General features: G+C 40.2%; 23 protein-coding genes. 8 read left to right on the top strand and 15 right to left on the bottom strand.

The window, feature by feature from the left end:
* Positions 1-2: 2 nt before the first annotated feature.
* The 4 genes from pcnB to sfsA form a co-directional block, all read right to left on the bottom strand.
* Complete coding sequence (gene pcnB / locus P20439_RS04270) at positions 3-1301, bottom strand: polynucleotide adenylyltransferase PcnB (RefSeq protein ID WP_008111177.1); 1299 nt, start codon at positions 1299-1301, stop codon at positions 3-5.
* Between the two features lie 305 nt (positions 1302-1606).
* On the bottom strand, positions 1607-2503 hold the full coding sequence (gene gluQRS, locus P20439_RS04275; protein ID WP_008111172.1) for a tRNA glutamyl-Q(34) synthetase GluQRS: 897 nt from the start codon (positions 2501-2503) through the stop codon (positions 1607-1609).
* A gap of 12 nt (positions 2504-2515) precedes the next feature.
* Complete coding sequence (dksA, locus tag P20439_RS04280) at positions 2516-2959, bottom strand: RNA polymerase-binding protein DksA (protein ID WP_008111170.1); 444 nt, start codon at positions 2957-2959, stop codon at positions 2516-2518.
* Positions 2960-3240: 281 nt separating this feature from the next.
* On the bottom strand, positions 3241-3960 hold the full coding sequence (sfsA, locus tag P20439_RS04285; protein WP_008111168.1) for a DNA/RNA nuclease SfsA: 720 nt from the start codon (positions 3958-3960) through the stop codon (positions 3241-3243).
* 144 nt (positions 3961-4104) lie between these two features.
* Here sfsA and pepB point away from each other — a divergent pair, with 144 nt between their 5' ends.
* Complete coding sequence (gene pepB, locus P20439_RS04290; protein ID WP_008464854.1) at positions 4105-5403, top strand: aminopeptidase PepB; 1299 nt, start codon at positions 4105-4107, stop codon at positions 5401-5403.
* Positions 5404-5577: 174 nt separating this feature from the next.
* Positions 5578-6144 (top strand): phosphoribosyltransferase, encoded by a 567-nt coding sequence (locus P20439_RS04295; protein ID WP_008111161.1) that lies wholly within the window; start codon positions 5578-5580, stop codon positions 6142-6144.
* Positions 6145-6193: 49 nt separating this feature from the next.
* Here P20439_RS04295 and P20439_RS04300 read toward each other — a convergent pair whose 3' ends face one another.
* Positions 6194-6850, bottom strand: a complete 657-nt coding sequence (locus tag P20439_RS04300) for a Crp/Fnr family transcriptional regulator (RefSeq protein ID WP_008111159.1) — start codon at positions 6848-6850, stop codon at positions 6194-6196.
* Between the two features lie 278 nt (positions 6851-7128).
* Between P20439_RS04300 and P20439_RS04305 the strand changes: the two genes are divergently transcribed.
* A complete protein-coding gene (locus P20439_RS04305; protein ID WP_008464856.1) occupies positions 7129-7407 on the top strand; it encodes a YgjV family protein in 279 nt (92 codons plus the stop codon).
* Here P20439_RS04305 and P20439_RS04310 read toward each other — a convergent pair.
* The 6 genes from P20439_RS04310 to P20439_RS04335 all read right to left on the bottom strand — a co-directional run bounded on the left by P20439_RS04310 (position 7390) and on the right by P20439_RS04335 (position 11172).
* On the bottom strand, positions 7390-8070 hold the full coding sequence (locus tag P20439_RS04310; protein ID WP_008111153.1) for a FlgO family outer membrane protein: 681 nt from the start codon (positions 8068-8070) through the stop codon (positions 7390-7392). The two genes, P20439_RS04305 and P20439_RS04310, sit on opposite strands and share 18 nt — an antisense overlap.
* Before the next feature lie 95 nt (positions 8071-8165).
* Positions 8166-9854, bottom strand: a complete 1689-nt coding sequence (locus P20439_RS04315) for an amidohydrolase (RefSeq protein WP_008111152.1) — start codon at positions 9852-9854, stop codon at positions 8166-8168.
* A gap of 206 nt (positions 9855-10060) precedes the next feature.
* Complete coding sequence (locus P20439_RS04320) at positions 10061-10297, bottom strand: hypothetical protein (protein WP_008111151.1); 237 nt, start codon at positions 10295-10297, stop codon at positions 10061-10063.
* Positions 10298-10305: 8 nt separating this feature from the next.
* A complete protein-coding gene (locus P20439_RS04325; RefSeq protein WP_008111150.1) occupies positions 10306-10542 on the bottom strand; it encodes an EF-hand domain-containing protein in 237 nt (78 codons plus the stop codon).
* 156 nt (positions 10543-10698) lie between these two features.
* Entirely contained in the window at positions 10699-10926 is a 228-nt protein-coding gene (locus P20439_RS04330) for a hypothetical protein (protein WP_008111149.1), read from the bottom strand.
* A 12-nt stretch (positions 10927-10938) separates the two neighbouring features.
* Positions 10939-11172, bottom strand: coding sequence for an EF-hand domain-containing protein (locus P20439_RS04335; protein WP_008111148.1), 234 nt, complete (start codon positions 11170-11172; stop codon positions 10939-10941).
* Between the two features lie 304 nt (positions 11173-11476).
* On the opposite strand from P20439_RS04335, the gene P20439_RS04340 reads away from it, so the two are divergent.
* The 4 genes from P20439_RS04340 to P20439_RS04355 are packed head-to-tail and all read left to right on the top strand — an operon-like array spanning position 11477 to position 15344.
* Positions 11477-12931 (top strand): HAMP domain-containing sensor histidine kinase, encoded by a 1455-nt coding sequence (locus tag P20439_RS04340; protein WP_008111146.1) that lies wholly within the window; start codon positions 11477-11479, stop codon positions 12929-12931.
* Between the two features lies 1 nt (position 12932).
* Complete coding sequence (locus P20439_RS04345; protein WP_008111145.1) at positions 12933-13466, top strand: hypothetical protein; 534 nt, start codon at positions 12933-12935, stop codon at positions 13464-13466.
* Between the two features lie 2 nt (positions 13467-13468).
* The gene (locus P20439_RS04350) at positions 13469-14818 is read left to right on the top strand and encodes a sigma 54-interacting transcriptional regulator (RefSeq protein ID WP_008111143.1); all 1350 of its coding nucleotides are present in this window, start codon (positions 13469-13471) and stop codon (positions 14816-14818) included.
* Between the two features lie 25 nt (positions 14819-14843).
* Complete coding sequence (locus P20439_RS04355) at positions 14844-15344, top strand: DUF1543 domain-containing protein (RefSeq protein ID WP_008111141.1); 501 nt, start codon at positions 14844-14846, stop codon at positions 15342-15344.
* 16 nt (positions 15345-15360) lie between these two features.
* Here the strand turns inward: P20439_RS04355 and P20439_RS04360 are convergent, their stop codons facing one another.
* Complete coding sequence (locus P20439_RS04360) at positions 15361-15576, bottom strand: hypothetical protein (protein WP_036932905.1); 216 nt, start codon at positions 15574-15576, stop codon at positions 15361-15363.
* A 136-nt stretch (positions 15577-15712) separates the two neighbouring features.
* On the opposite strand from P20439_RS04360, the gene P20439_RS04365 reads away from it, so the two are divergent.
* Positions 15713-16951, top strand: coding sequence for a multifunctional CCA addition/repair protein (locus P20439_RS04365; protein ID WP_008111129.1), 1239 nt, complete (start codon positions 15713-15715; stop codon positions 16949-16951).
* Between the two features lie 11 nt (positions 16952-16962).
* Here the strand turns inward: P20439_RS04365 and P20439_RS18660 are convergent, their stop codons facing one another.
* The 3 genes from P20439_RS18660 to pdsR form a co-directional block, all read right to left on the bottom strand.
* Positions 16963-17103, bottom strand: coding sequence for a hypothetical protein (locus tag P20439_RS18660; protein ID WP_008111127.1), 141 nt, complete (start codon positions 17101-17103; stop codon positions 16963-16965).
* A gap of 136 nt (positions 17104-17239) precedes the next feature.
* Positions 17240-19375 (bottom strand): proteobacterial dedicated sortase system histidine kinase, encoded by a 2136-nt coding sequence (gene pdsS, locus P20439_RS04370; protein WP_008111126.1) that lies wholly within the window; start codon positions 19373-19375, stop codon positions 17240-17242.
* Entirely contained in the window at positions 19369-20064 is a 696-nt protein-coding gene (gene pdsR, locus P20439_RS04375) for a proteobacterial dedicated sortase system response regulator (RefSeq protein ID WP_008111124.1), read from the bottom strand. Before pdsR ends, pdsS begins: the two co-directional genes overlap by 7 nt.
* Positions 20065-20167 lie beyond the last annotated feature (103 nt).

The raw sequence follows: 20167 nt of genomic DNA on the forward strand, positions 1-20167 counted from the left end.
ATTTACTCAGCTGGCTTTTTAGTAGTACGACGGCGAGGTCGCTTACGTGGTTTTGGACCGCCTTGATGACCAAGCTCTCGCACCATTTCTTTTTGGCCATTAATATCTTGGCCTAAGTATTGTGTCCACCACTGTGCCAGTTCTGTATGCTCAGTTTCACCAGCATCAACACGCAATAGTAAAAAATCATAAGCGGCTTTAAAGCGTGGCTGCTGTGTTAAGCGGTAGGCACGTTGGCCAGCACGTTTATCTAAGCGCTGTTGAATATGCCAAATATCACGAGCACCTAACGTAAAGCGTTTTGGCACGGCAATGTGTTGGGCATTCTCACTCAGTACTTTATTAATTGCCTGAGCAAATGCATCGTATTCAGATAGTTGCTCTTGGCGTCTAATTTTTTCAGTACGTTCAATTAGCGGGAACCACAGTAACGCTGCAAATACGAATGCAGGAGTGACTTTTTTATCAGCATTAATACGGATATCAGTGTTGGCAAACATTTGCTTTATGAAGGTTTCTTCAAGTCCGCCTGGGTTTTTATCTAAAATGCGGTCTAGCTCAGGAAATAACGATTTAAATAAACCGTACTGACGCAGCATTATAAAGTTTTGCTGTGCTTTGCCGTTTAAAAATAGCTTGAGTATTTCTTCAAATAACCGCGCTGGCGGAATATTATCAAGCAAGCTTGCTAATTCGGTAATCGGTTTTTCGCTTGATGGCGCTATTTGCATATCTAACTTGGTAGCAAAGCGCACTGCGCGAAGCATACGTACCGGATCTTCACGGTAGCGTGTTTCAGGATCGCCAATCAACTCAATTTGTTTTGCTTTGATAGCGGCTAAGCCATTTGCGTAATCGTAAACACAAAAATCATTAATTGAGTAGTACAAAGCGTTGATTGAAAAATCACGGCGTTCTGCATCTTCTTCAATGCTACCAAATACGTTATCGCGAAGAAGTTGCCCGTGTTCACTTGACTGACTAATTTGATTTTTATCTTCTTGTGCTTCGTGATGGCCGCGCATTGTTGCCACTTCAATAATCTCACGGCCAAAAACAATGTGCGCTAAACGAAAGCGGCGACCAATTAAGCGACAGTTACGAAACAGTTTTTTTACTTGCTCAGGGGTGGCATTGGTTACAACATCAAAATCTTTAGGTTGTTGACCTAACAATACATCGCGAATGCAACCACCAACTAAGTAAGCATCATAGCCACCATCTTTCAGGCGGTAGAGTACTTTGATTGCATTTGGGCTAAATTGTTTGCGAGAAATACCATGCTCACCTCTAGGGATCACTAACGGCTCACTACTGATTGCGACATTTTCGTTATTGGCACTTGGGCCGATAATTTGTCGACAAAATTGAAAAAGCTTGGAAATAATAGTCTGTCTCCTAGAGAAGCGGTTGATTTGCTCGCCATTGCAATCAAAATCACAGCAAGTATTCGCTTAAAGCGTTATTTTTACCGTTTAATGTAATTAGCATATATTTAGGCGGCTATCATATACCAGCAAGGTAAAAAAATTAAGTTGCAGCACTGAAATTAAGCCATTTTTAACGATTTTATTTGAATTAATTACACGTAATACGTAATGGGAGGTTAAATCTGTATTTCGCGCTTAGCAGGAACAAGGCTTAGGTTAAAATGTGCCACGCCCCAAGCGAGTAATTGTTCGCAGGTTAAATCCATTAATTGCTCATGTATTGGCAGGCCTAAAAATTTAAATACAGCTATTAAAGTAGGTTTTGGATTTTGTTTGCAAATTGCAGGGGCATAATTTTGCTTAGAGAGTTTAAATCCTGGTTTTGCTACCGCTAAAGGTAAATGAGCAAATTCTGGAATAGGGCAATTAAGTTGTTTAAATAAACTGATTTGACGCGCAGTCGGTTCAATTAAATCAGCGCCTCGTACAATACGATTAATCCCTTGCTCAATGTCATCAATAACCACCACCAGTTGATAGGCAAATAAACCGTCGCTGCGTTTTATTATGTAATCTTCATGAGCGAGGGCAGGGTCAACGTCAATATGCCCTTGAATAAGGTCGTTATAATCAACAGTTGCATGGCATTGGCTTAAGCGCAGGGCATGCCCCTGTCCATTTAGTTGACTGTGTTTACACTGCCCTTGATAAATGCCGCCGAGGGCTTTTATTTGCTTACGGGAGCATTGGCAGGCATACACAAGCTGTTGCTGTGATAAAGAGTGCACGGCATCTTGGTAGATAGTAAGACGCTGTGTTTGGTACACAACGTTTTCATCCCAATTGAGGTTGTAGGCGTCTAAGGTATTTAGGATATCGGTGGCGGCGCCTTTTACAACGCGAGTGGTGTCTATGTCTTCGATGCGAACTAACCATTTTCCTTGGTTTGCTTTTGCATCTAGGTAGCTACCTACAGCCGCCACAAGTGAGCCAAAATGTAACGGTCCGGAAGGGGACGGTGCAAATCGGCCGCGATAGTTAGGTACTTGCGCAGTAACGGCTGTAGAAGACATGGCTATACTTAATTAGCCGCGTCCAGATTGCTTTTCTTTGATTTCAGCAAGTGTTTTACAGTCTACACATAGATCAGCAGTAGGGCGCGCTTCTAAGCGGCGAATGCCAATTTCAATGCCACAAGACTCACAAAAGCCAAATTCGTCTTCTTTAATTAATATAATTGTTTTTTCAATTTTCTTAATCAACTTACGTTCGCGGTCACGAGTACGAAGCTCTAATGAGAACTCTTCTTCTTGTGCTGCGCGGTCAACGGGATCAGGAAAGTTAGCTGCTTCGTCTTGCATGTGTGATTTTGTACGATCAACTTCGTTACGTAAATCATTACGCCAAGTTTCTAAAATTGTTTTAAAATGAGCACGTTGTGCATCATTCATGTACTCTTCACCCGGTTTTTCTTGGTATGGTTCTAAACCGGCTTGAGCCAATAAACCATGTCTTTTTTGGTCTGGCATAACTCTCTCCTAAATCCTTAATTTAATGCCTCAGCATTAGCCGGCGGTATAAATAACAGAAACTCATACCCTAGGCAAATTTATTTTTAAATAATCGAATTAGCTTAACCCTGTTTGGCGATATAAAAGTAGTAAAAGCACTACTTATACTTTGTTATCACAGTATTGGTTTATAAACTGGCGTAGTTATATGGGCAATAACAATAAAAACAACTTATTTTTACTTTTTGGTTAAGTATTTTTTGGGCGTGGCGAAATACCAACGCTTAAATGCGCTCTTTTTACTCAACAAACGCCACTTTCTCAACTAAAGTTACCTCACTGGCAGAAATATGGGCTTTATAAGCTAATACTTCTACGCCTTGCTCAATCGCTTCGCTTAGTAATTGTGCATAGGTTGAATCTATATGCGCCGCCGCACTCACTTGTGTGATCCCTTGATGTAGCACCGCAAATAGTAATACCGCACGATGCCCTTGTTTTACCATTTCGATTAATTCACGAATATGCTTTTGCCCACGAACTGTTTGCGCGTCTGGGAAGTAACCTTGGCCGCTTTGTGGATGCTCTTCACTCAGCAGCGTGACTGATTTAACTTCAACATAGCAATTGGCGTTACTGCTGTGGGTAAGTAAAAAGTCGATGCGACTGTTTTCACTGCCATATTTCACTTCACTTTGGACTTGCTGATAGCCTGTCAGCTCTTTAATTACTTCAGCATTAATCGCCTCTTCTACTACTTTATTAGCAACGGCTGTATTTACACAAATAAGCTGTGATAAGTTATTTTGCGTCAGCTCTAAAGACTGTGGGTACTTTCGTTTGGTGTTACTGCTGGTGGAATAAAAGGCATTAAAACCAGAGTCAGCACAGCCCGTCATTTTCCCCGTATTAGCACAGTGAGCGGTAAAAGTGCTGCCATCACTGAGCTCTAAATCAGCTAAAAAGCGTTTGTAACGTTTTAATAACGTAGCAGATTGTAATGGTGGGGTGTACTTCATTAATGACTTCCTTATATAACCAGAATTCAGGTTAAGTAAAATAAGACTTTGCGGACTATTTAAGGTTATTTACCGCAAGCTGTTGGGAACTTAGGCGCGCTATAGTAAACTCAACCATACATTTAAGTGCAAGGATATTCTAACATGAGTGAAAAATTTGTTGTTCAATTAAGCGAGCAGTCGGCACCAGGACACTGGGGCGAAAATGCGTCACTATCTTTTAACGAACACGGCGCAACGGTTCATTTATCTGAGCAAGAAACATTAAAAAACGTGCAAAAAGCAGGTCGTACTATTGCAAGCCAAGGCATTAAAAGTGTTGTGCTTGAAGGCGATGTTTGGTGTACAGAGAGTCAATGGGCATTTTACCAAGGCTTTGTATCACCAAAAGTACTGCACGGTGTTGAGTTTGTTGATAATGCACAATCTGATTTAAAAGAACTTGCTGATTTAAAAGCTTCAGCAACGTGGGCACGTGAAATGGTTAACGGCACCGCCGATGACATTTACCCAGAGAGCCTAGCAGAAAAAGCAGCTGAATTTATTCAATCACTGGCACCAGAGCATGTTAGTTACCAAATAATAAAAGGCGATGCGCTATTAGAGCAGCAATGGATTGGTATTCATGCTGTAGGTCGTGGTAGTGAACGCCCACCTGTATTACTTGAGCTTGATTACAACCCAACTGGCGATGATAACGCACCAGTAAGCGCAGCACTTGTAGGTAAAGGTATTACATTTGACTCAGGTGGTTACTCAATTAAATCTAGCGAAGGCATGTTAGGCATGAAGTGCGACATGGGTGGAGCTGCAACGGTAACTGCAGGTTTAGCGCTGGCCATTAATCGTGGCGTAGAAAAGCGTATTAAGCTGTTTTTATGTTGTGCAGAGAACTTAATTTCCGGCCATGCATACAAACTAGGTGATATTCTTACCTACAAAAATGGCACAACCGTTGAAATTGTAAACACAGATGCTGAAGGCCGTTTAGTATTAGCTGATGGCCTAATGGCGGCAGGTGAGACAGGCGCACCACTTATTATTGATGCAGCAACATTAACGGGCGCAGCCCTTGTTGCCGTTGGTCAAGAATACAACGCGTTATTTGCCCTTGATAAAGAGCTAGTGCGTGAAGTAGAAGACTTTGCATCACAAGAAATGGAAGCCGCTTGGCCATTACCGCTTGAAAAGTGGCATCAACAAAACTGCCCATCACCGTATGCAGATACAGCAAACAGCCGTGCACAAAAAGGCGGTGGCTATGGTGGTGCTTCAAATGCAGCAGGTTTCTTATCTCGCTTTGTGCCAAACGATGGTAAAGGTTGGGTACATATTGATTTAGCGGCTGCATTTAATATGGGTGGCGGCACTAGCCAGTGGGCTTCAGGCGCAACTACTCAAGGTATGCGTACAGTCGCGCGTACCTTGCTTGAAAAGGCTTAATCAACCAAGATTAAGCAATTAGTTAAAAAATAGGTATCTTAGGGTGCCTATTTTTTATCCGCCATACAAGCAATTTTGTTTTATTTACGGTAAAATCCTTCGCCAATACGTGTTTGGGCATCTATTTCATTTAAACCTCGCTCAAATATTATACATACCACTGGGATCCTTACTATGTCAGAAAAGTGCTATATCACGGCTCAACAATTACTTGAAGATTCATTCCGCGTAGCGGCACAAGTGTATAAAGATGGCTTTCGTCCAGATTTTATTATTGGTATATGGCGCGGTGGTGCTCCAATTGGGATTGCAGTTCAAGAATATTATGATTACAAAGGTATAGAAACCGATCATATTGCGGTGCGTACGTCGTCTTATTACGGTATTGGCAAGCAATCAAAAGAAATCAAAGTACATGGTTTACACTACATTGTTGAAAACGCGAATGCGGGTGATTCATTGTTAATTGTGGATGATGTGTTTGACTCAGGTCGTAGCATTGTAGCGTTAAAAGAGAAGCTTTCTGAGCTAATGCGTTTAAACTTACCACGTGATATTCGTATTGCTTGTCCATACTACAAGCCAAAAAATTCAAAAGTTGATACAGTGCCTGATTACTACATTCATGAATCTGAAGAATGGTTAGTATTCCCGCATGAATTATCAGGGTTAACGCCGGATGAAATTATTGAAGGTAAATCTGATTTAGCTAAAATCCACGATATTTTACTTGAAAAATAAACGTGATTTTGCTCAATAAAAAAGGCCTTAATGGCCTTTTTTATTGTCTTTAAAGCTGTGCAAAGCTGTCTACATAGTCACTGAGTTTAGGAATATCGACAGCTTGCAGCCCTTGAGTGCTTCGTTGCACTAGGTTTTTTTCTACTAACTCACTCACTACCCGTCGGTATGCACGTTCAGTGGTTGCAAAGCGCTCTGCTTCTGCATTTACCGTAGGATAAGCACGCAATAAAGTGGGGTTGTTATTCTCCGCACGTAATAAGCAATCTTTAGCAATGTTGTAGCTTAAGGGAAGTAACAGTTTATCTAAGTTAATCTTTTGATTTTCTTGGAACTTAGCGGCAATGGTTTGCGCTGTGTAAAGACTCAGTTCTGGTTTATCGAGCAATAATGAGCGCCAATGCTTTAGCTCAATAAGATTATACGTTACATCACTGAAGCAGGTTACCGTGTAAATGCACGGGTTATTATTCAGTGCTTCAATTTCACCAATTAAGGTGTTGTTACAGTCGAGCTGACCAAGAAGCAGGCGTCGGCCATTCCCCACATCATAACTAAACGATACAGTACCACTTCGCACCAATACCAACTTAGTGAGTGGTTGGTCTTGCTGTATTAATATTTCTTTTTTTGATTGCTGATAACTACTGCCGGCAAATGTCAGCAGCTGTTCAACAAGGTAACTGGAAAAATGGTATTGAAACATCAATCATGCTCTTCGGACAATTGTCCTATTTATTACACCTTAATGACGATAGCATTAAGATTAAGAATTTACGCTAACTTGCCCACGTTGTTATTTATTTAATGGCGTTAAATGGCCTTCATTCTACCGTGTAATGATTAAAAAATTGTGGGTAAAACCAGCATATTTTAAGGTTTTATTGGTAAGTTAGCTTTTTTATTTAAACTGCTGTGCAGCATATTTTAATAATGTACTAAAGTTTAGCTAGTAATATTAACCTAAAGCCTAGGAGAGAACAATTGAGTTGGGAATATTTAGGTTATTTAGCATCCGCTTTATTAGTTATATCCTTGACCATGACCGATGTAACCAAACTACGTTGGTTTAATTTATTGGGCTGTATTGCGTTTACTTTTTACGGTGCAGCAATCGGTTCTGTACCGGTGGCATTTACTAATGGCTTATTAGCTCTGGTCAATATTTATCACATTATTAAGTTATATCGTCAGTCTAAAGCTGATACAAAAAAGGGTTTAACTTTTAAGTTAACCCTTTTTGTTTTATTGAATTTCGTCTAATATAATTCCATCAACTCTTCGAGTTGGATATAAAGACTCAACAATAAAGCTAGGGATAAATCCTTTGGCTGTTGATACAACTATCTTAGATTTAGCTCCTATTATACGAGCATTCACAATAACGCCTTTGTTAGTGTATGTTAGAGTTCCCGTTAAAGTGTAGTCGATATGTGGGTAACCTTTAATTTCTTTACCATTACGACTAAATGAAAAGTCTCCTAAAGGTGTGACATGAACATCTCCAGTGTGTTTGTAGTCAACGATAGATAAACCAAATTCTTGCATTTCGGTTATAAAACTTTCAGCTAGGTGGTTACCAAAAATATTAGTTGTTTGAAGGTTGTCATCTAAATTTACAAACGAGGTAACCGCGATAGGAGTTCGACTGTTAACATAATTCATATTTTGAATTAACTTCATGGCTAGCTGTTCAGTGTAATCACTTAATAACTTACTACTATTAACAGGGCGAAAGTTATTTTCAGGGAATTGCCAATTATTAACTCGAGGTTGGTAATTTCTGGCATACCGATTGTTATAAGAGTGATTATTGCTAACATTGTCATGACCTGAATGACCGTTGTAAATTGGGTGTGTAGAACATGCTGAAAGTGATATGGTGAAAAGTGCCGATAAAACTAGAGGTATTTTTTTTGAAAACATGTGTTCATCCTGAAACATAATAATTACTATAAGTTCTTATTTTATCGACACAACTTTTGATTACTTTAGTAAATTTTCACCTTTTTTATGTTTTTTTACTCAGCCTTCGCTGCGTCTTTTTGGTAACGTAACTTACCCGCTATCCACGTTTGCAATACCTGAGTTTTGTAAAGCTGCTCAATAGGTACTTTAAAATAGTCTTGATCAACCAGTATAAAGTCAGCCCACTTACCTTGCTCTAAACTACCTACTTTAAACTCTTGATGCGCTGCATAGGCGCCACCAAGGGTAAATGCACGTAATGCATCTTCTCTGCTTAATACTTCACTGGCACGCCAACCGTTTTCAGGCAGTTGATTATGATCCATGCGGGTGATAGCTGAATATAAACCATCAAACGGGTTCGCCAGCTCTACGGGATAATCAGAACCGGCTGCAATAGTCGATCCCTGATCCAAGAACGTTTGCCAAGCATAAGCGCCTTGAAGTTGTTTATCAGTTAAGCGTTGCTCTGCCATATGCATGTCTGATGTGGCGTGCACCGGTTGCATTGATGGGATTATTTTCAGGGTTTTAAAGCGTGGAATGTCTGCGGGAGAAACTATTTGCGCATGTTCCATGCGGTTACGCAGCAGTATGCCACCGGTTTGCTTAAATACATTTTGATAAGCATCGAGCACAATTTTATTGGCTCTATCGCCAATGGCGTGGGTATTTGCGCTAAACCCGTTTTTAAAGGTGAGTGTAAATAATTGCTCTAATTTTTCTTGGGTTTCAAGCATCAGGCCAAAGTGGTTGGCTCTATCAGCGTATTCATCGATAAGCGCAGCACCGCGAGACCCTAATGCGCCATCGGCATAAATTTTCACACTGCGAATAGATAAAAAGTCGTGTGCATCTTGATAGCGACCCGCTTTAAGCATCATGTTTAAATCTGGGCTTGCTGCACTTAACATCGCTACAATTCTAAGCGGCAACGTACCTAGCTCGGCGCGTTGTTTATAAACTTGCCAAGTGGTTTTATCAATACCTGCATCATGAGTTGAGGTAATGCCTAGGCTTAGTAAGTGTTTACCTGCGGCATCTAATGCATTACTGACCGATTGTGCAGACGTTGCAGGCATATGCTGGGTAACCAAGGTTTCTGCTTTATCAATAAAAATACCGGTGGGTTTACCAAACTCATCTTTTATAATTTCTCCACCCGTAGGCGATAATGTATCAGCGTTAATATTGGCAAGTTCTAATGCTTTTGAATTAACCCAAATAGCGTGGCTATCTACTCGCGATAAAATAACAGGGCGATCGTTAACGACTTTGTCTAAATCAGCGGCTGTAGGAAAGCGGGTGTTTGACCATAGTTCTTGATTCCAGCCCCGACCAATGATCCAACCTTCTTTATCTTTAGCAAATTCGCTGAGCTTAGCGGTTATTTCATCTACCGACTTAGCACCGCGCACATCAAGTTGCGACAAGTTATTACCCAGTCCGATGACATGTCCATGCGCATCAATGAGCCCTGGGAGTAAAGTTTTACCTTCTGCGTCAATTAGGGTTGCGCCGGGAAAGCTATTTTTTAAGTTGTCTGGACCGGTTTTAACTACTTTGCCATCTTTTATGACTAAGGTTGTAAATGTGTTTACTTCGCCATGGCGCATTTTTCCTTTATACAAAGGTGAGTAGCCATTGGCATTATAAATGACTTTAGTTTGTGCTATTGCCACGCTAGATAAGCCGCAAAGGCTTACTAGCAATATCGGTTTTATTAGTTTTTTCAGTTGCATAAGAGACATGTTGTTATTTTTTGTACTATCACAGTAGCAAACTCAAATTTAGAATACCAATAGCATAATTTATTAATAGTCGAATAAGCCCAGCTTTTAGCTAGAGCAAGTAACAAGTTAAGGGTAAATAGGCTGTGGGTTAACAAGGAGAGGTTTAACTTTCTCAAGCTTGAGAAACTTAACCAAGCTTTACTTGAGGGGGCTATTTATTTACTGGCGTACAAACTGTATTCGCTTAATGACAATTGTGTGTCTTTATCACGGTCGTAACTGCTAAAGCGTGACCACAAAGCAGGATCACTGGCGGTTTCAGAGCGAGTCAAAAAGCCATCCTGATTGCGGTCAAGTTTTTCAAACTTTTCGTCAATATAGCTGCTTGTCGCAAAACTCATACAGCTAAAAACAGTGAGTGTTAGTAAAATAATATAGTGGATAGGTTTCATCTAAATACTCAGTACAGGTTATTGGTTAGGTAGTTTTTAAACTCAGTTAAAGAAATTCTGTTATCTTGATTTTCATCCCAATTTGAGAATGAGTTTAATAGCTGAGGCTGAGCAGCAAGCTCGCTATGGGTTAAATACCCGTCATTATTTGTATCTAAATGCTCAAAGCGTTGCTTTACATCAAGTGCGAATGCACTTTGGCTGATAAAAAGTAAAGCACCAATAAAAGGAAGCAGTATTCTCATAGTTGGCGTTCCAAGGTGTATTTTAATTGCTGGCAGTATTGAAAGAAAGCACTTGCCATAATTTAACTCCCAACATTAAATCCGTTTACACACTCCCTCAGGGATTATGGCAAATGCTTTTAACTCTATAATATAAAACTTAACTTGAATCTAAACTTAAGGTTTAAAGTTTTCGAACTCTTTTTTAGAAATCATCTCGTTATTGTCTTTGTCTAAATCAGTAAACTGCTTGAGTAACTGTTTATCTTGTTTTGCTTCTGTGAGCGATATTTGGCCGTCCATATTTTTATCTAAATGCATAAAACGTACGTTTAACGACGATGCCAATGCCGTTGCACTAATAGCTAAAAATAGCAGTGAAAAAGCACCAATCAATTGTTTCATAAATATACTCCTTTATTTTACAAACTGTTTAAATTCATCGAACGATAATTGTCCGTCTTCATTTTTATCTATTTGTGCAAAATTCTCATGCAGTAATGCATCTTCGCCAGCTTCCGCTTCACTTAATGTGCCGTTGCTGTCCTTATCTAAGCTGTAAAATGCTGTGTTCACATCAAGCGCAAATAAATGACTACTTGTGAAACATAACGCTATTAATACAGTAGATTTTAGATAACCTTTAGTCATTCCTTGGCCTTTAAAAATTAATATTTATAAGCGTATTACAATTATGGTGCCAGTTTTTATTTTCATTAAAAATCATATGGTTAAATTTATTCTGTGTTTTTAATGGGTAATATTTACCGACGGTTGTGTGTTTTATGCAACATTTTCTCAGTTAGGTTTTTTTATTGTTTTTAAATCAAGTGTTTAACTTGTCGCAATTTAGAGACGTTATGGCAATTTTATTCTCAAATAAGTACTTGGTTCAGCGAGTGTATAAGTTGAGCGCTTAATAATAGAGCGCTTAAAAGTAGTAAAGGATTAGTGTATGCCTGCAATCATGGCTGAAAAATATAAAGCATTGGTAAATTGGCGTCCTAATTTGATTGGCCAGTTTATAATGAGCATGCTGTTGTCACTATTGCCTTTGTCTATTGTAGTTATTGTTTTTTTAAATGTACTAAATAAACAATTAGCGGTCACGCAGCAAATTGTCAGTAATAACTACCAAGTGACTAAGTCATTTAATGCACTTAAGCAAGAGCTCAACAGTTTAGAAAGGGCAACAAGGCAAAACTGGGTTTTAAAAAGCGATTCACTCGATGAGCTTATCGTGGATAAATGGCAGTCATCGCTGGATAATATAAATGAGCTTAAACAGCTTTCTAGCAACCAAAAAAATACTCAACAATGGCAACGGTTAACAGATACGCTAAAAACAGCGCATACCAAACTGGTGGTTGAAGCTCGTCAGCAAGCAGAATTGTTTGTGCCAATTAGTGAAATACTGGCAGAGCTAACGGTATGGCTGCGCGAAAACAATGAAGCCAAAATCACTCAAAACCAAGTTAAACTGACAAATTTACAAGCCTCCTTTATACACTGGTTAGTGGCACTTACGCCTTTAACCTTACTTGTTGGCGGTGGGTTTTTATGGCGTATAAGTGGCCGTTTAAAGGGCTTAACCTCTGTTATTGATAAATTAGGCCAAGGAGATTGGCAGCAAAAAATATCAGTGCAGGGATCAGCTGAACTCATTGAACTAGGTAACAAGTTGCAGTGGGTGCAAGCGCAATTGCATATGCTAGAGCAGCAAAAAGATACGTTTTTACGCCATGTTACTCACGAATTAAAAACGCCTTTGGCCTCTATGGTTGAGGGCACTGAATTATTAGCCGATGAAATTGTTGGGCCAATTAATAATGAGCAAAAAGCGGTGCTTGGATTGATCAGTCAATCTATGGTGCGATTACGCACTATGATAGACAGTTTATTAAGTTATAACGCCATTCGAACCAGTAAAGATAATGTTAGTGAAGTGGAATTTAACCAGCTGATTAAAAAAGTAAATAATCACTTTGAACATAGGTTAAATGCCCGAGAGCAGTCGCTTCTTTGGCACAATAGCTTACCGACAGTTGCACTGAAGTTACCGCGAGAATTAATTGAAATGATTTTAATTCAGTTAATCTCTAATGGTTTAAAGTTTTCACAGTCAAACCAAGAAGTGTCAATTAGCTTAAGTTTAGAAAGTAATGGCTTAATTATACAGGTCGCTGATGAGGGCTGTGGTATTAAAGAACATGAAAAAGAGCACGTTTTTGGCGCTTTTTATCAAGGTAAACACAGTAAAGAGATTAGTCTGCAAGGCAGTGGATTAGGCCTTACCATAGTCAAAGAGTCGGTTGAGCAGTTACAGGGGAAGTTAACTATTGAGCATAATGAGCCGCAAGGTTGTCGATTTAACATTGTCATTCCCTATAAAAATAAAGGAGTTAAATAATATGTCTGCGCGTTTAATGGCTATTTTATGGCTAACCAGCAGTCTCGTTTTTTTATCTGGGTGTGAATTAACCAACACTCAAACACCAGCTAAACCTGAGTTAATAGCTCAAACTCAGCCCGATAATAAAAGCAACCAGCCCAATCCAAAGCCGCGGCCAAAAGTAGCTCTTATGTATCCGCCCGCAGCGCAAGTGATTGCATGGCATGCCCATCAGTGTGGTGGCTTTAAATTAACGCCTAACAATAAAGCTTACTTAGGGGAGCAAGCACTGAAGGCATTTTTTAATACTGCATGCGTTAACCTTAGTCGCGACCCTGATACTGTTATGAGTCAATTACTTAAGCTAGATCAGGCGTACTATTGGCCAGATGATATAAAGCACTATTTATGGCTGCAAAAACAGCAGGTATTAATGCAAATAAATGCAAAAAAACAACAGCAAGCATTAAACGCTGAAATGCAAAAAACCTTATCGTCATTAGCTGCAATTGAACAGCAACTTTTATTACGTGAAGAAACCAAGGAGCAGTAGCTATGTCAGTCACACTTCCATCAAGCGCTAAAGTTTTACTCGTTGATGACGATGCCAGCTTGCTGCAGTTACTGGCAATTCGAATTCAATCAAAAGGTTATGAAGTAACAACCTGTGATAGTGGCATGAACGCCTTACAACTACTCAAAAGCCAAGTATTTGATGCGGTGATCACCGATTTAAGAATGGATGAAATGGATGGAATGGCACTGCACCGACAATTGCAAAGCCGCTACCCAGCACTACCTGTAATTATGATGACGGCTCATGGTTCAATTCCTGATGCGGTAGAGGCGACTAAGCAAGGCATATTTGCCTTTATTACTAAGCCAGTTGATAAAGACGAGCTATTCGATAGCTTAGCAAAAGCTATAGAAATACATGGAGTGAATAATGATGATATTACTCCGCAAAGCAATATTGTTACTCGCAGTGGCGCTATGTTGCATTTGCTAGAGCAAGTTAAATTACTAGGTCCTACTCAGGTAAATGTACTTATCTCTGGTGCCAGTGGTACAGGTAAAGAACTGCTCGCACAGGCAATTCATCAGCACAGCCATGTTAATGATGGCCCGTTTGTGGCTATTAACTGTGGTGCAGTCCCTGGTGAGTTATTAGAGTCGGAGTTATTTGGTCACAAAAAAGGCGCATTTACAGGGGCGGTAAAAGATCACCAAGGCCTGTTTCAGCAAGCGCAAGGGGGGACCTTATTTTTAGATGAAATTGGGGATATGCCGCTAAATTTACAAGTTAAGTTATTACGCGTGCTGCAAGAAAAAACCATTCGCCCAGTCGGTTTTCAAGAAGAAATTCCCATTAATGTGCGAATTGTTTCAGCGACCCATAAAAACCTGCCTGAAGCTATTAGCAATCAAGAGTTTAGAGAAGATTTATATTATCGTTTAAACGTAGTAAACCTCAAACTTCCTCCGCTGCGAGAGCGCCGTGAAGATATTAGCTTATTAGCTAACTTTTTTAGCGCCAATATTGCAAAACGTATGGAACAAAAAGAAAAACGTTTTGCAAACGATGCCATGCATGCACTGGTAAGATATGATTGGCCTGGTAATATTCGTCAATTACAAAATGTGGTGGAGCAGGTGGTTGCCTTAACACCAAGTGACGTTATATCTGAACATTTAGTGCTTAGTGCGTTAAATAGCAATGAAAATAACGTTGAGCCACTTTCGCTTAACGACGCTAAAAAAGAGTTTGAGCGAGATTACGTTATCAATACCCTGAAAATGGCAGGGGGTAATGTGGCCGAAGGTGCCAAGCTTGCCAAGCGTAATCGTTCTGATTTTTATAAGCTGATTAAAAAGCATGAAATTGACGTAGATAGTTTAATTTAATTTAGTTTTAAAAAAGGAAGTGAGCATGCAGTTATTTATGGTGTATTTAGGTGGACGTATTCAAGGCTGCCACATAGAAATGCACGATGTACGTTTTGTGGTAGGCCAAAACATTGAGCAAACTTATAGCAAGCTTAAAAGTCAGTGGGTAGGCGACAAAAATAGCGTACACATGGATAGCTACATGGCGGTTAATCACATTGATGGTTATAAAGTTGAGGTAGTTGATGGTTATGTAGAGCAAAATAAGCAGCTTTATTTTGTTAACTTAGGTGCTTACAGAAGCGACTCACTAGCAGAGCAACACGACTTTGCTTTGTATGTTGCCTGCAGTAGTGAAGAAGCAAAACAGCGTGCTAAAAATGATTTACTCGCAGGGCTGAGCCATCTACATAAAGATGATTTACATGATGTTGATGATTGCTTTGCTATAGATTTACTCGATAGCCAGCTTAATATTAAACTAACCCCAAGTGGTCAAGCACAAACAATTAAACCTGACTGGTTTGGTTATCATGTATTATAGCTAAAAGTTAAGTCTTTTATTCCTGCTCTTGTTGTTCACTTTTGGCGGCCATTTTAAAAGCTACTATTACTAAGCCAAACATAGCAAATGGGATTGCAGCTAACAAATACTCAACCAAATGGCTGTCTTGAAAATTAGCCTGCAGCAAGAAATGCCCTGCAACACACATAATAATAACCACCAAAAGGATGGGCAGTAACATAAGTTCTTTTTTTGCTGAGTGGTTTTTCATTTGTTGTTTAGGTATTAAAAAATAATGCGTCATTGTAATGAGCTTAATAAAGCTTGGCAAACAACACAGATTTTTTAATGACTATTAGGTATGATTAACATCAAAGAAAACCTTAAAAGTAGTGGTTGGGGATAAAGTGCAACAAAGCTTAAAGCAAGTTTACCTAGTTGGCGGAGCAGTGCGAGATAAACTGCTAAACATACAATCAAAAGATAACGATTACGTTGTTATTGGTGAAACGCCAGAGGTTATGGAAGCGCTTGGGTTTTTACCCATTGGCAGCGATTTTCCGGTTTACTTGCACCCAAACACTAAAGAAGAATATGCACTAGGGCGTACTGAGCGTAAAAGTGGTAAAGGTTATACCGGCTTTGTGGTGGATGCGAGCCCAAACGTAACCCTTGAAGAAGACTTAGCACGCCGAGATTTAACCATAAACTCTATGGCACTTGACGAAAACGGCACTATTATTGATCCATTTAATGGTCAAGCTGATTTAAAAAATAAAATACTGCGTCACACCACCCACGCATTTGTAGAAGACCCTGTTCGGGTATTGCGTATTGCTCGCTTTTTAGCGCGTTATGGTAGCGACTGGTCTATTCATCCAAGTACTACTGCATTAATGCATGAGCTTAAAAATAAAGGCGAGCTGGAACATTTAGTGCCTGAGCGAGTTTGGCTTGAAACAGAAAAAGCGCTTGGCGAAAAACACCCCGAGCTTTATTTTCAAGCATTAGATGGGTTAGGTATTTTTCCTGAAATAGAACAGATGAAAAATACCCCGCAGCCGGCAAATCATCATCCCGAGGGCGATGTGTTTGTCCATACTATGCTAGTGCTTAGACGAGCAGCCGATTTAGGCTTCAACCTAGAAACACGTTTTGCTGCTTTAACCCATGACTTTGGTAAAGCGCTAAGCTATAAAAAACGCGGTAATTTACGCGGCCATGAACGTGAAGGGGTTGCTGTAGTTGAGGCCTTTTGTGAACGTTTAAAAGTGCCTAATCGCTTTCGTGATATAGGCGTGCTTACCAGTGATAACCATACCCTTTGTCACACGCTTGAACAGTTAAGACCGCAAACTATTCATAAATTAATCGTCACTAATTTAAATGCGCTAGTGCATCCAGAGCGTTTTATTGCTTTTACTCAAGCCTGCCAGTGTGATGCACAAGGACGAGGCGAAACGCTGGTGGATAAGCCCTATCCACAAGCCGCTAAATTACGTGCTATTCACAACGAACTACAAAAAATGGATAAAAAACAGATAGTGCAAGACGCGCTTAAAAGCGGCAAAAAAGGCCCTGAAATAGGCGAGACAGTAAAACAAGCTGAAATAGATTGCATTAAAGCGTTTTTACAGCTTAACTAATGGGGCGGGGGTTAAGCCCTTGCCTGCATCGCATGCTTTGTAGAAGCTTTTGCTCTTTTTAGAGCGCTTGCTGGTGATTGTTCATTCGCTGTATTTGGGCGATATAAATCAAGAATAAATTCTATTTCTTCACGTTCTAATAATTCGTTCATAGTTTTTCCTCCTAGAGAATAACCGTTACCTTAAGATTGAACGAATGAATTAAAAGTGAATAGTTACATTTGTGCATAACTTAAATTGTAACTGACAGACTTTACGAGCAAGCGATTTATAGCTAAACCGCTTTATTTAATTACTCAAAGGCAAGCTCACAGTAAATACCACCCCATTACCTTGCTCATTATTGTGCGCCGTTACTGTGCCTTTGTGGTAATCACACACCAGTCTTACAATATAAAGCCCTAAACCTAAATGCGGTTGTTGCTGCATTTGTTGGCTGCGCACCGATACCATAGAATCAAAAATATGTTCAGTAAGTCCCTCAGGCAATAAAGTACCTGTATTACTTACCGTTAATGTTGCTTTGCTTTCATTTTGCTTAAGGCTGACTTCAATTGCAGTGTTAGCTTCACTAAATTCCAAGGCATTATTAATTAGCTTATCGAGCAGTTGCGCTATAAATTCAGGGGCACCTTGCATCAACAGTGTGCTTTGGCAAATGTTGAGTGTAAATAACTGGTTAGGATAAGTAAGCTGGTAGCCCTGCATACAGCCACTAATTACTTTTTGTAAATCAAACTGCTCTGGCTCATTACTTTGAATACTTTGCTCAAGGCGGGTAGCCTCGCTCATGGTGGTAATTATTTTTCCTAAGCGCTCAACCCCTTCGCTGGCACGTTCAAGGTATTTTTGACTCAGTTCACTTTGCTGCAAGCTTTGTAAGTTTTCAAGAGATGAACGGACAACCGCAACCGGTGTGCGCAGCTCGTGAGATAAGCGCGACGACATATTTTCTAAATAATCGGTATAGCCACCAAGTCGGCTCACTATATTTGAAAAGCTACGCGACAGATCGCCAATTTCGTCATTGGCATCGCTGTAATTTATATGGCCCGTTACTCGTCCTTGCGCATCAATGGCTTGCTCTGCTGTATCTCGTAGTCGCCTAATACGGCTCGATATACGCGAAGCAAAAAAGAACAAAGTGACTGTGCCAATTAACATGACCGCTAAAATTACATTAAATAGCTTTTCCAGCGATTTATTACGCAGTGTACGCACGCCATTGGTGGTTTCTTCAGCTATAACTGCCCCAATAACTTTATCCTCAATCCAAATAGGATACGCGGCCGATAAAATCACCGCTTTATTGTCGGGGGTGAGTCGCCACGACGATGCGGGTTGGCCTTTGAGTGCTTTGGCTAAATGAGTGCCTTGCATTGAGGCGACATCGTGTAGGGTGTCTATAAACTCATCTTCGGGACGGGTTAAAATTTTATAGTACAAAGGATGCAAATAGGTTTGTTCAAAGCGTTGCCATGCGGTTTTTGGCGCTTGATTTTTTAGCCCATCAGCCCATACGCCATCGGCATTTTGAATACTGCCCGATTGCGCTAAAACACGGTGATGATTATCGACCACCCAAATGCGACTGCCGCTGTGGCCCATGCCTTTTAATATACGGTTTATCTCAGGGGAGGGCACCAGTACCGAGCCTAAATCATTCGGGTTATTTAAGTTCGATGTAGACATAATACTAGGGGGTTGGTTTGGTTGTTTACTATCAACATCGGCAATGGCAAATCCTAGTTTATTGCCAAGCATACTCAAAGGAAAGCGCAGCTCAAGGTTGTAACCTGTTTCAGTTTGTTTAAAGAAACCCTGAATTTTAGTAAAAGGCATTTTACTATTGGCATCAAATGCGTTGACCCAGCCATCTTGGCGCGGAGCAATAATATAAGTATTAAATTGCCCATCAGGGTTTTTTAGGCCAATTTTTATGTAATCGTTATTGGTAATGCTGAGGCTATTTTTAGCACGGTAAATTACAGTGTCATCTGTGACTTTAAATACAGCATATAAGTAATTATCAAACTTACCTACCATGTGGCTAAATGATAAGTTGTTTAGTTGATGGTTATCATTGGCTGTTTGTAAGTAGCGTTTGTCATAAAGCCAAAACAGCGATTGATAAGCGTCCCAGTCGTTGAGTTTGCCATCGAGCTGAATCGGGCTTTTTAAATTATAAGCATAGAGATCGCGACCTTTTACCACTTGATCTAAAAAGTTGGTTTGTTCGTCAAATAAAGCGGGGCGTTCGTGCAGGGCCGTTGCCAGTGCGCGTGTAGTACCTACTAGCGTTTTTTCTTGGCCTTGGCGTAAAAACTTTTCCATTTCCCATACGTACTCGTAGCCTAACCATGGCAACAAAAACAAAAAGCACGAAAGTAAAATAAATTTACTGCGTAGGCCAAATCTCAGCATGTGGGTTGCTCCCACCTGTAACCCATGCCATACACGGTATCAATGCAGTCAAACTGGCTATCGAGTGCTATAAACTTTTTACGAATGCGTTTTACATGAGAGGTAATGGTACTGTCGTCTACATAAATTTTAGCATCGCTCATTAACTCATTACGGCTTTTAACGTGGCCAGGTCGTTGGGCGAGTGAATGCAGCATCCAAAACTCAGTTACGGTTAAATCAACCAACTGTTGCTGCCAAAGCACCTGCATGCGTTGCGTGTCGAGTGTTAGTTGACCGCGAATTATTAATGCGTTGGCATCGGCGGGTTGCTCTAATGCTTCCATGCGGCGAAATAGCGCACCAATACGCGCGGCTAAATGCGCTAAGCTAATATCTTTGGTTAAGTAGTCATCGGCGCCCATGCGCAGGCCGCATACGGTGTCTATTTCGCTGTCGCGAGCGGTTAAAAAAATAATTGGTAAGGTTTTAGAAAGTGAACGCAGTGTTTGGCACAGTAAAAAGCCGCCATCTATTTCATGGCCTAAGCCAATATCAACAATGGCTAAATCGGGGAGTGCTTCTTTAAAAGCTACTTCTGCTTGAGGGCGGTTTTCATAACCACTTACCTGATAGCCTTGAGCGCTTAGCATTTCTATGTAGTTTTCGCGAATGGCAGTTTCATCTTCAACGATAGCTATTTTTTTCATTTTTTAATTACTCATATTGACTTAGGCGCACTATAGCGAAGTTTTTGCGCTAAGTACGGTTAAAAACACAATTGCCATTTTTTTGCCACAATTGCTCAGCAGT

This window comes from Pseudoalteromonas sp. BSi20439 (assembly GCF_000241165.1).
Classification (GTDB): Bacteria; Pseudomonadota; Gammaproteobacteria; order Enterobacterales; family Alteromonadaceae; genus Pseudoalteromonas.

Excerpts from the sequence above, each read along its gene's own strand:
- P20439_RS04335 (WP_008111148.1), bottom strand. The coding sequence starts at position 11,172 with ATGACTAAAGGTTATCTAAAATCTACTGTATTAATAGCGTTATGTTTC.
- P20439_RS04310 (WP_008111153.1), bottom strand. The coding sequence starts at position 8,070 with ATGTTTTCAAAAAAAATACCTCTAGTTTTATCGGCACTTTTCACCATA.
- P20439_RS04295 (WP_008111161.1), top strand. The coding sequence starts at position 5,578 with ATGTCAGAAAAGTGCTATATCACGGCTCAACAATTACTTGAAGATTCA.
- pepB (WP_008464854.1), top strand. The coding sequence starts at position 4,105 with ATGAGTGAAAAATTTGTTGTTCAATTAAGCGAGCAGTCGGCACCAGGA.
- pdsR (WP_008111124.1), bottom strand. The coding sequence starts at position 20,064 with ATGAAAAAAATAGCTATCGTTGAAGATGAAACTGCCATTCGCGAAAAC.
- gluQRS (WP_008111172.1), bottom strand. The coding sequence starts at position 2,503 with ATGTCTTCTACAGCCGTTACTGCGCAAGTACCTAACTATCGCGGCCGA.
- pdsS (WP_008111126.1), bottom strand. The coding sequence starts at position 19,375 with ATGCTGAGATTTGGCCTACGCAGTAAATTTATTTTACTTTCGTGCTTT.
- P20439_RS04345 (WP_008111145.1), top strand. The coding sequence starts at position 12,933 with ATGTCTGCGCGTTTAATGGCTATTTTATGGCTAACCAGCAGTCTCGTT.
- P20439_RS04315 (WP_008111152.1), bottom strand. The coding sequence starts at position 9,854 with ATGCAACTGAAAAAACTAATAAAACCGATATTGCTAGTAAGCCTTTGC.
- dksA (WP_008111170.1), bottom strand. The coding sequence starts at position 2,959 with ATGCCAGACCAAAAAAGACATGGTTTATTGGCTCAAGCCGGTTTAGAA.
- P20439_RS04300 (WP_008111159.1), bottom strand. The coding sequence starts at position 6,850 with ATGTTTCAATACCATTTTTCCAGTTACCTTGTTGAACAGCTGCTGACA.
- P20439_RS04350 (WP_008111143.1), top strand. The coding sequence starts at position 13,469 with ATGTCAGTCACACTTCCATCAAGCGCTAAAGTTTTACTCGTTGATGAC.
- P20439_RS18660 (WP_008111127.1), bottom strand. The coding sequence starts at position 17,103 with ATGAACGAATTATTAGAACGTGAAGAAATAGAATTTATTCTTGATTTA.
- P20439_RS04325 (WP_008111150.1), bottom strand. The coding sequence starts at position 10,542 with ATGAGAATACTGCTTCCTTTTATTGGTGCTTTACTTTTTATCAGCCAA.
- P20439_RS04330 (WP_008111149.1), bottom strand. The coding sequence starts at position 10,926 with ATGAAACAATTGATTGGTGCTTTTTCACTGCTATTTTTAGCTATTAGT.
- P20439_RS04355 (WP_008111141.1), top strand. The coding sequence starts at position 14,844 with ATGCAGTTATTTATGGTGTATTTAGGTGGACGTATTCAAGGCTGCCAC.
- P20439_RS04320 (WP_008111151.1), bottom strand. The coding sequence starts at position 10,297 with ATGAAACCTATCCACTATATTATTTTACTAACACTCACTGTTTTTAGC.
- P20439_RS04360 (WP_036932905.1), bottom strand. The coding sequence starts at position 15,576 with ATGAAAAACCACTCAGCAAAAAAAGAACTTATGTTACTGCCCATCCTT.
- sfsA (WP_008111168.1), bottom strand. The coding sequence starts at position 3,960 with ATGAAGTACACCCCACCATTACAATCTGCTACGTTATTAAAACGTTAC.
- P20439_RS04340 (WP_008111146.1), top strand. The coding sequence starts at position 11,477 with ATGCCTGCAATCATGGCTGAAAAATATAAAGCATTGGTAAATTGGCGT.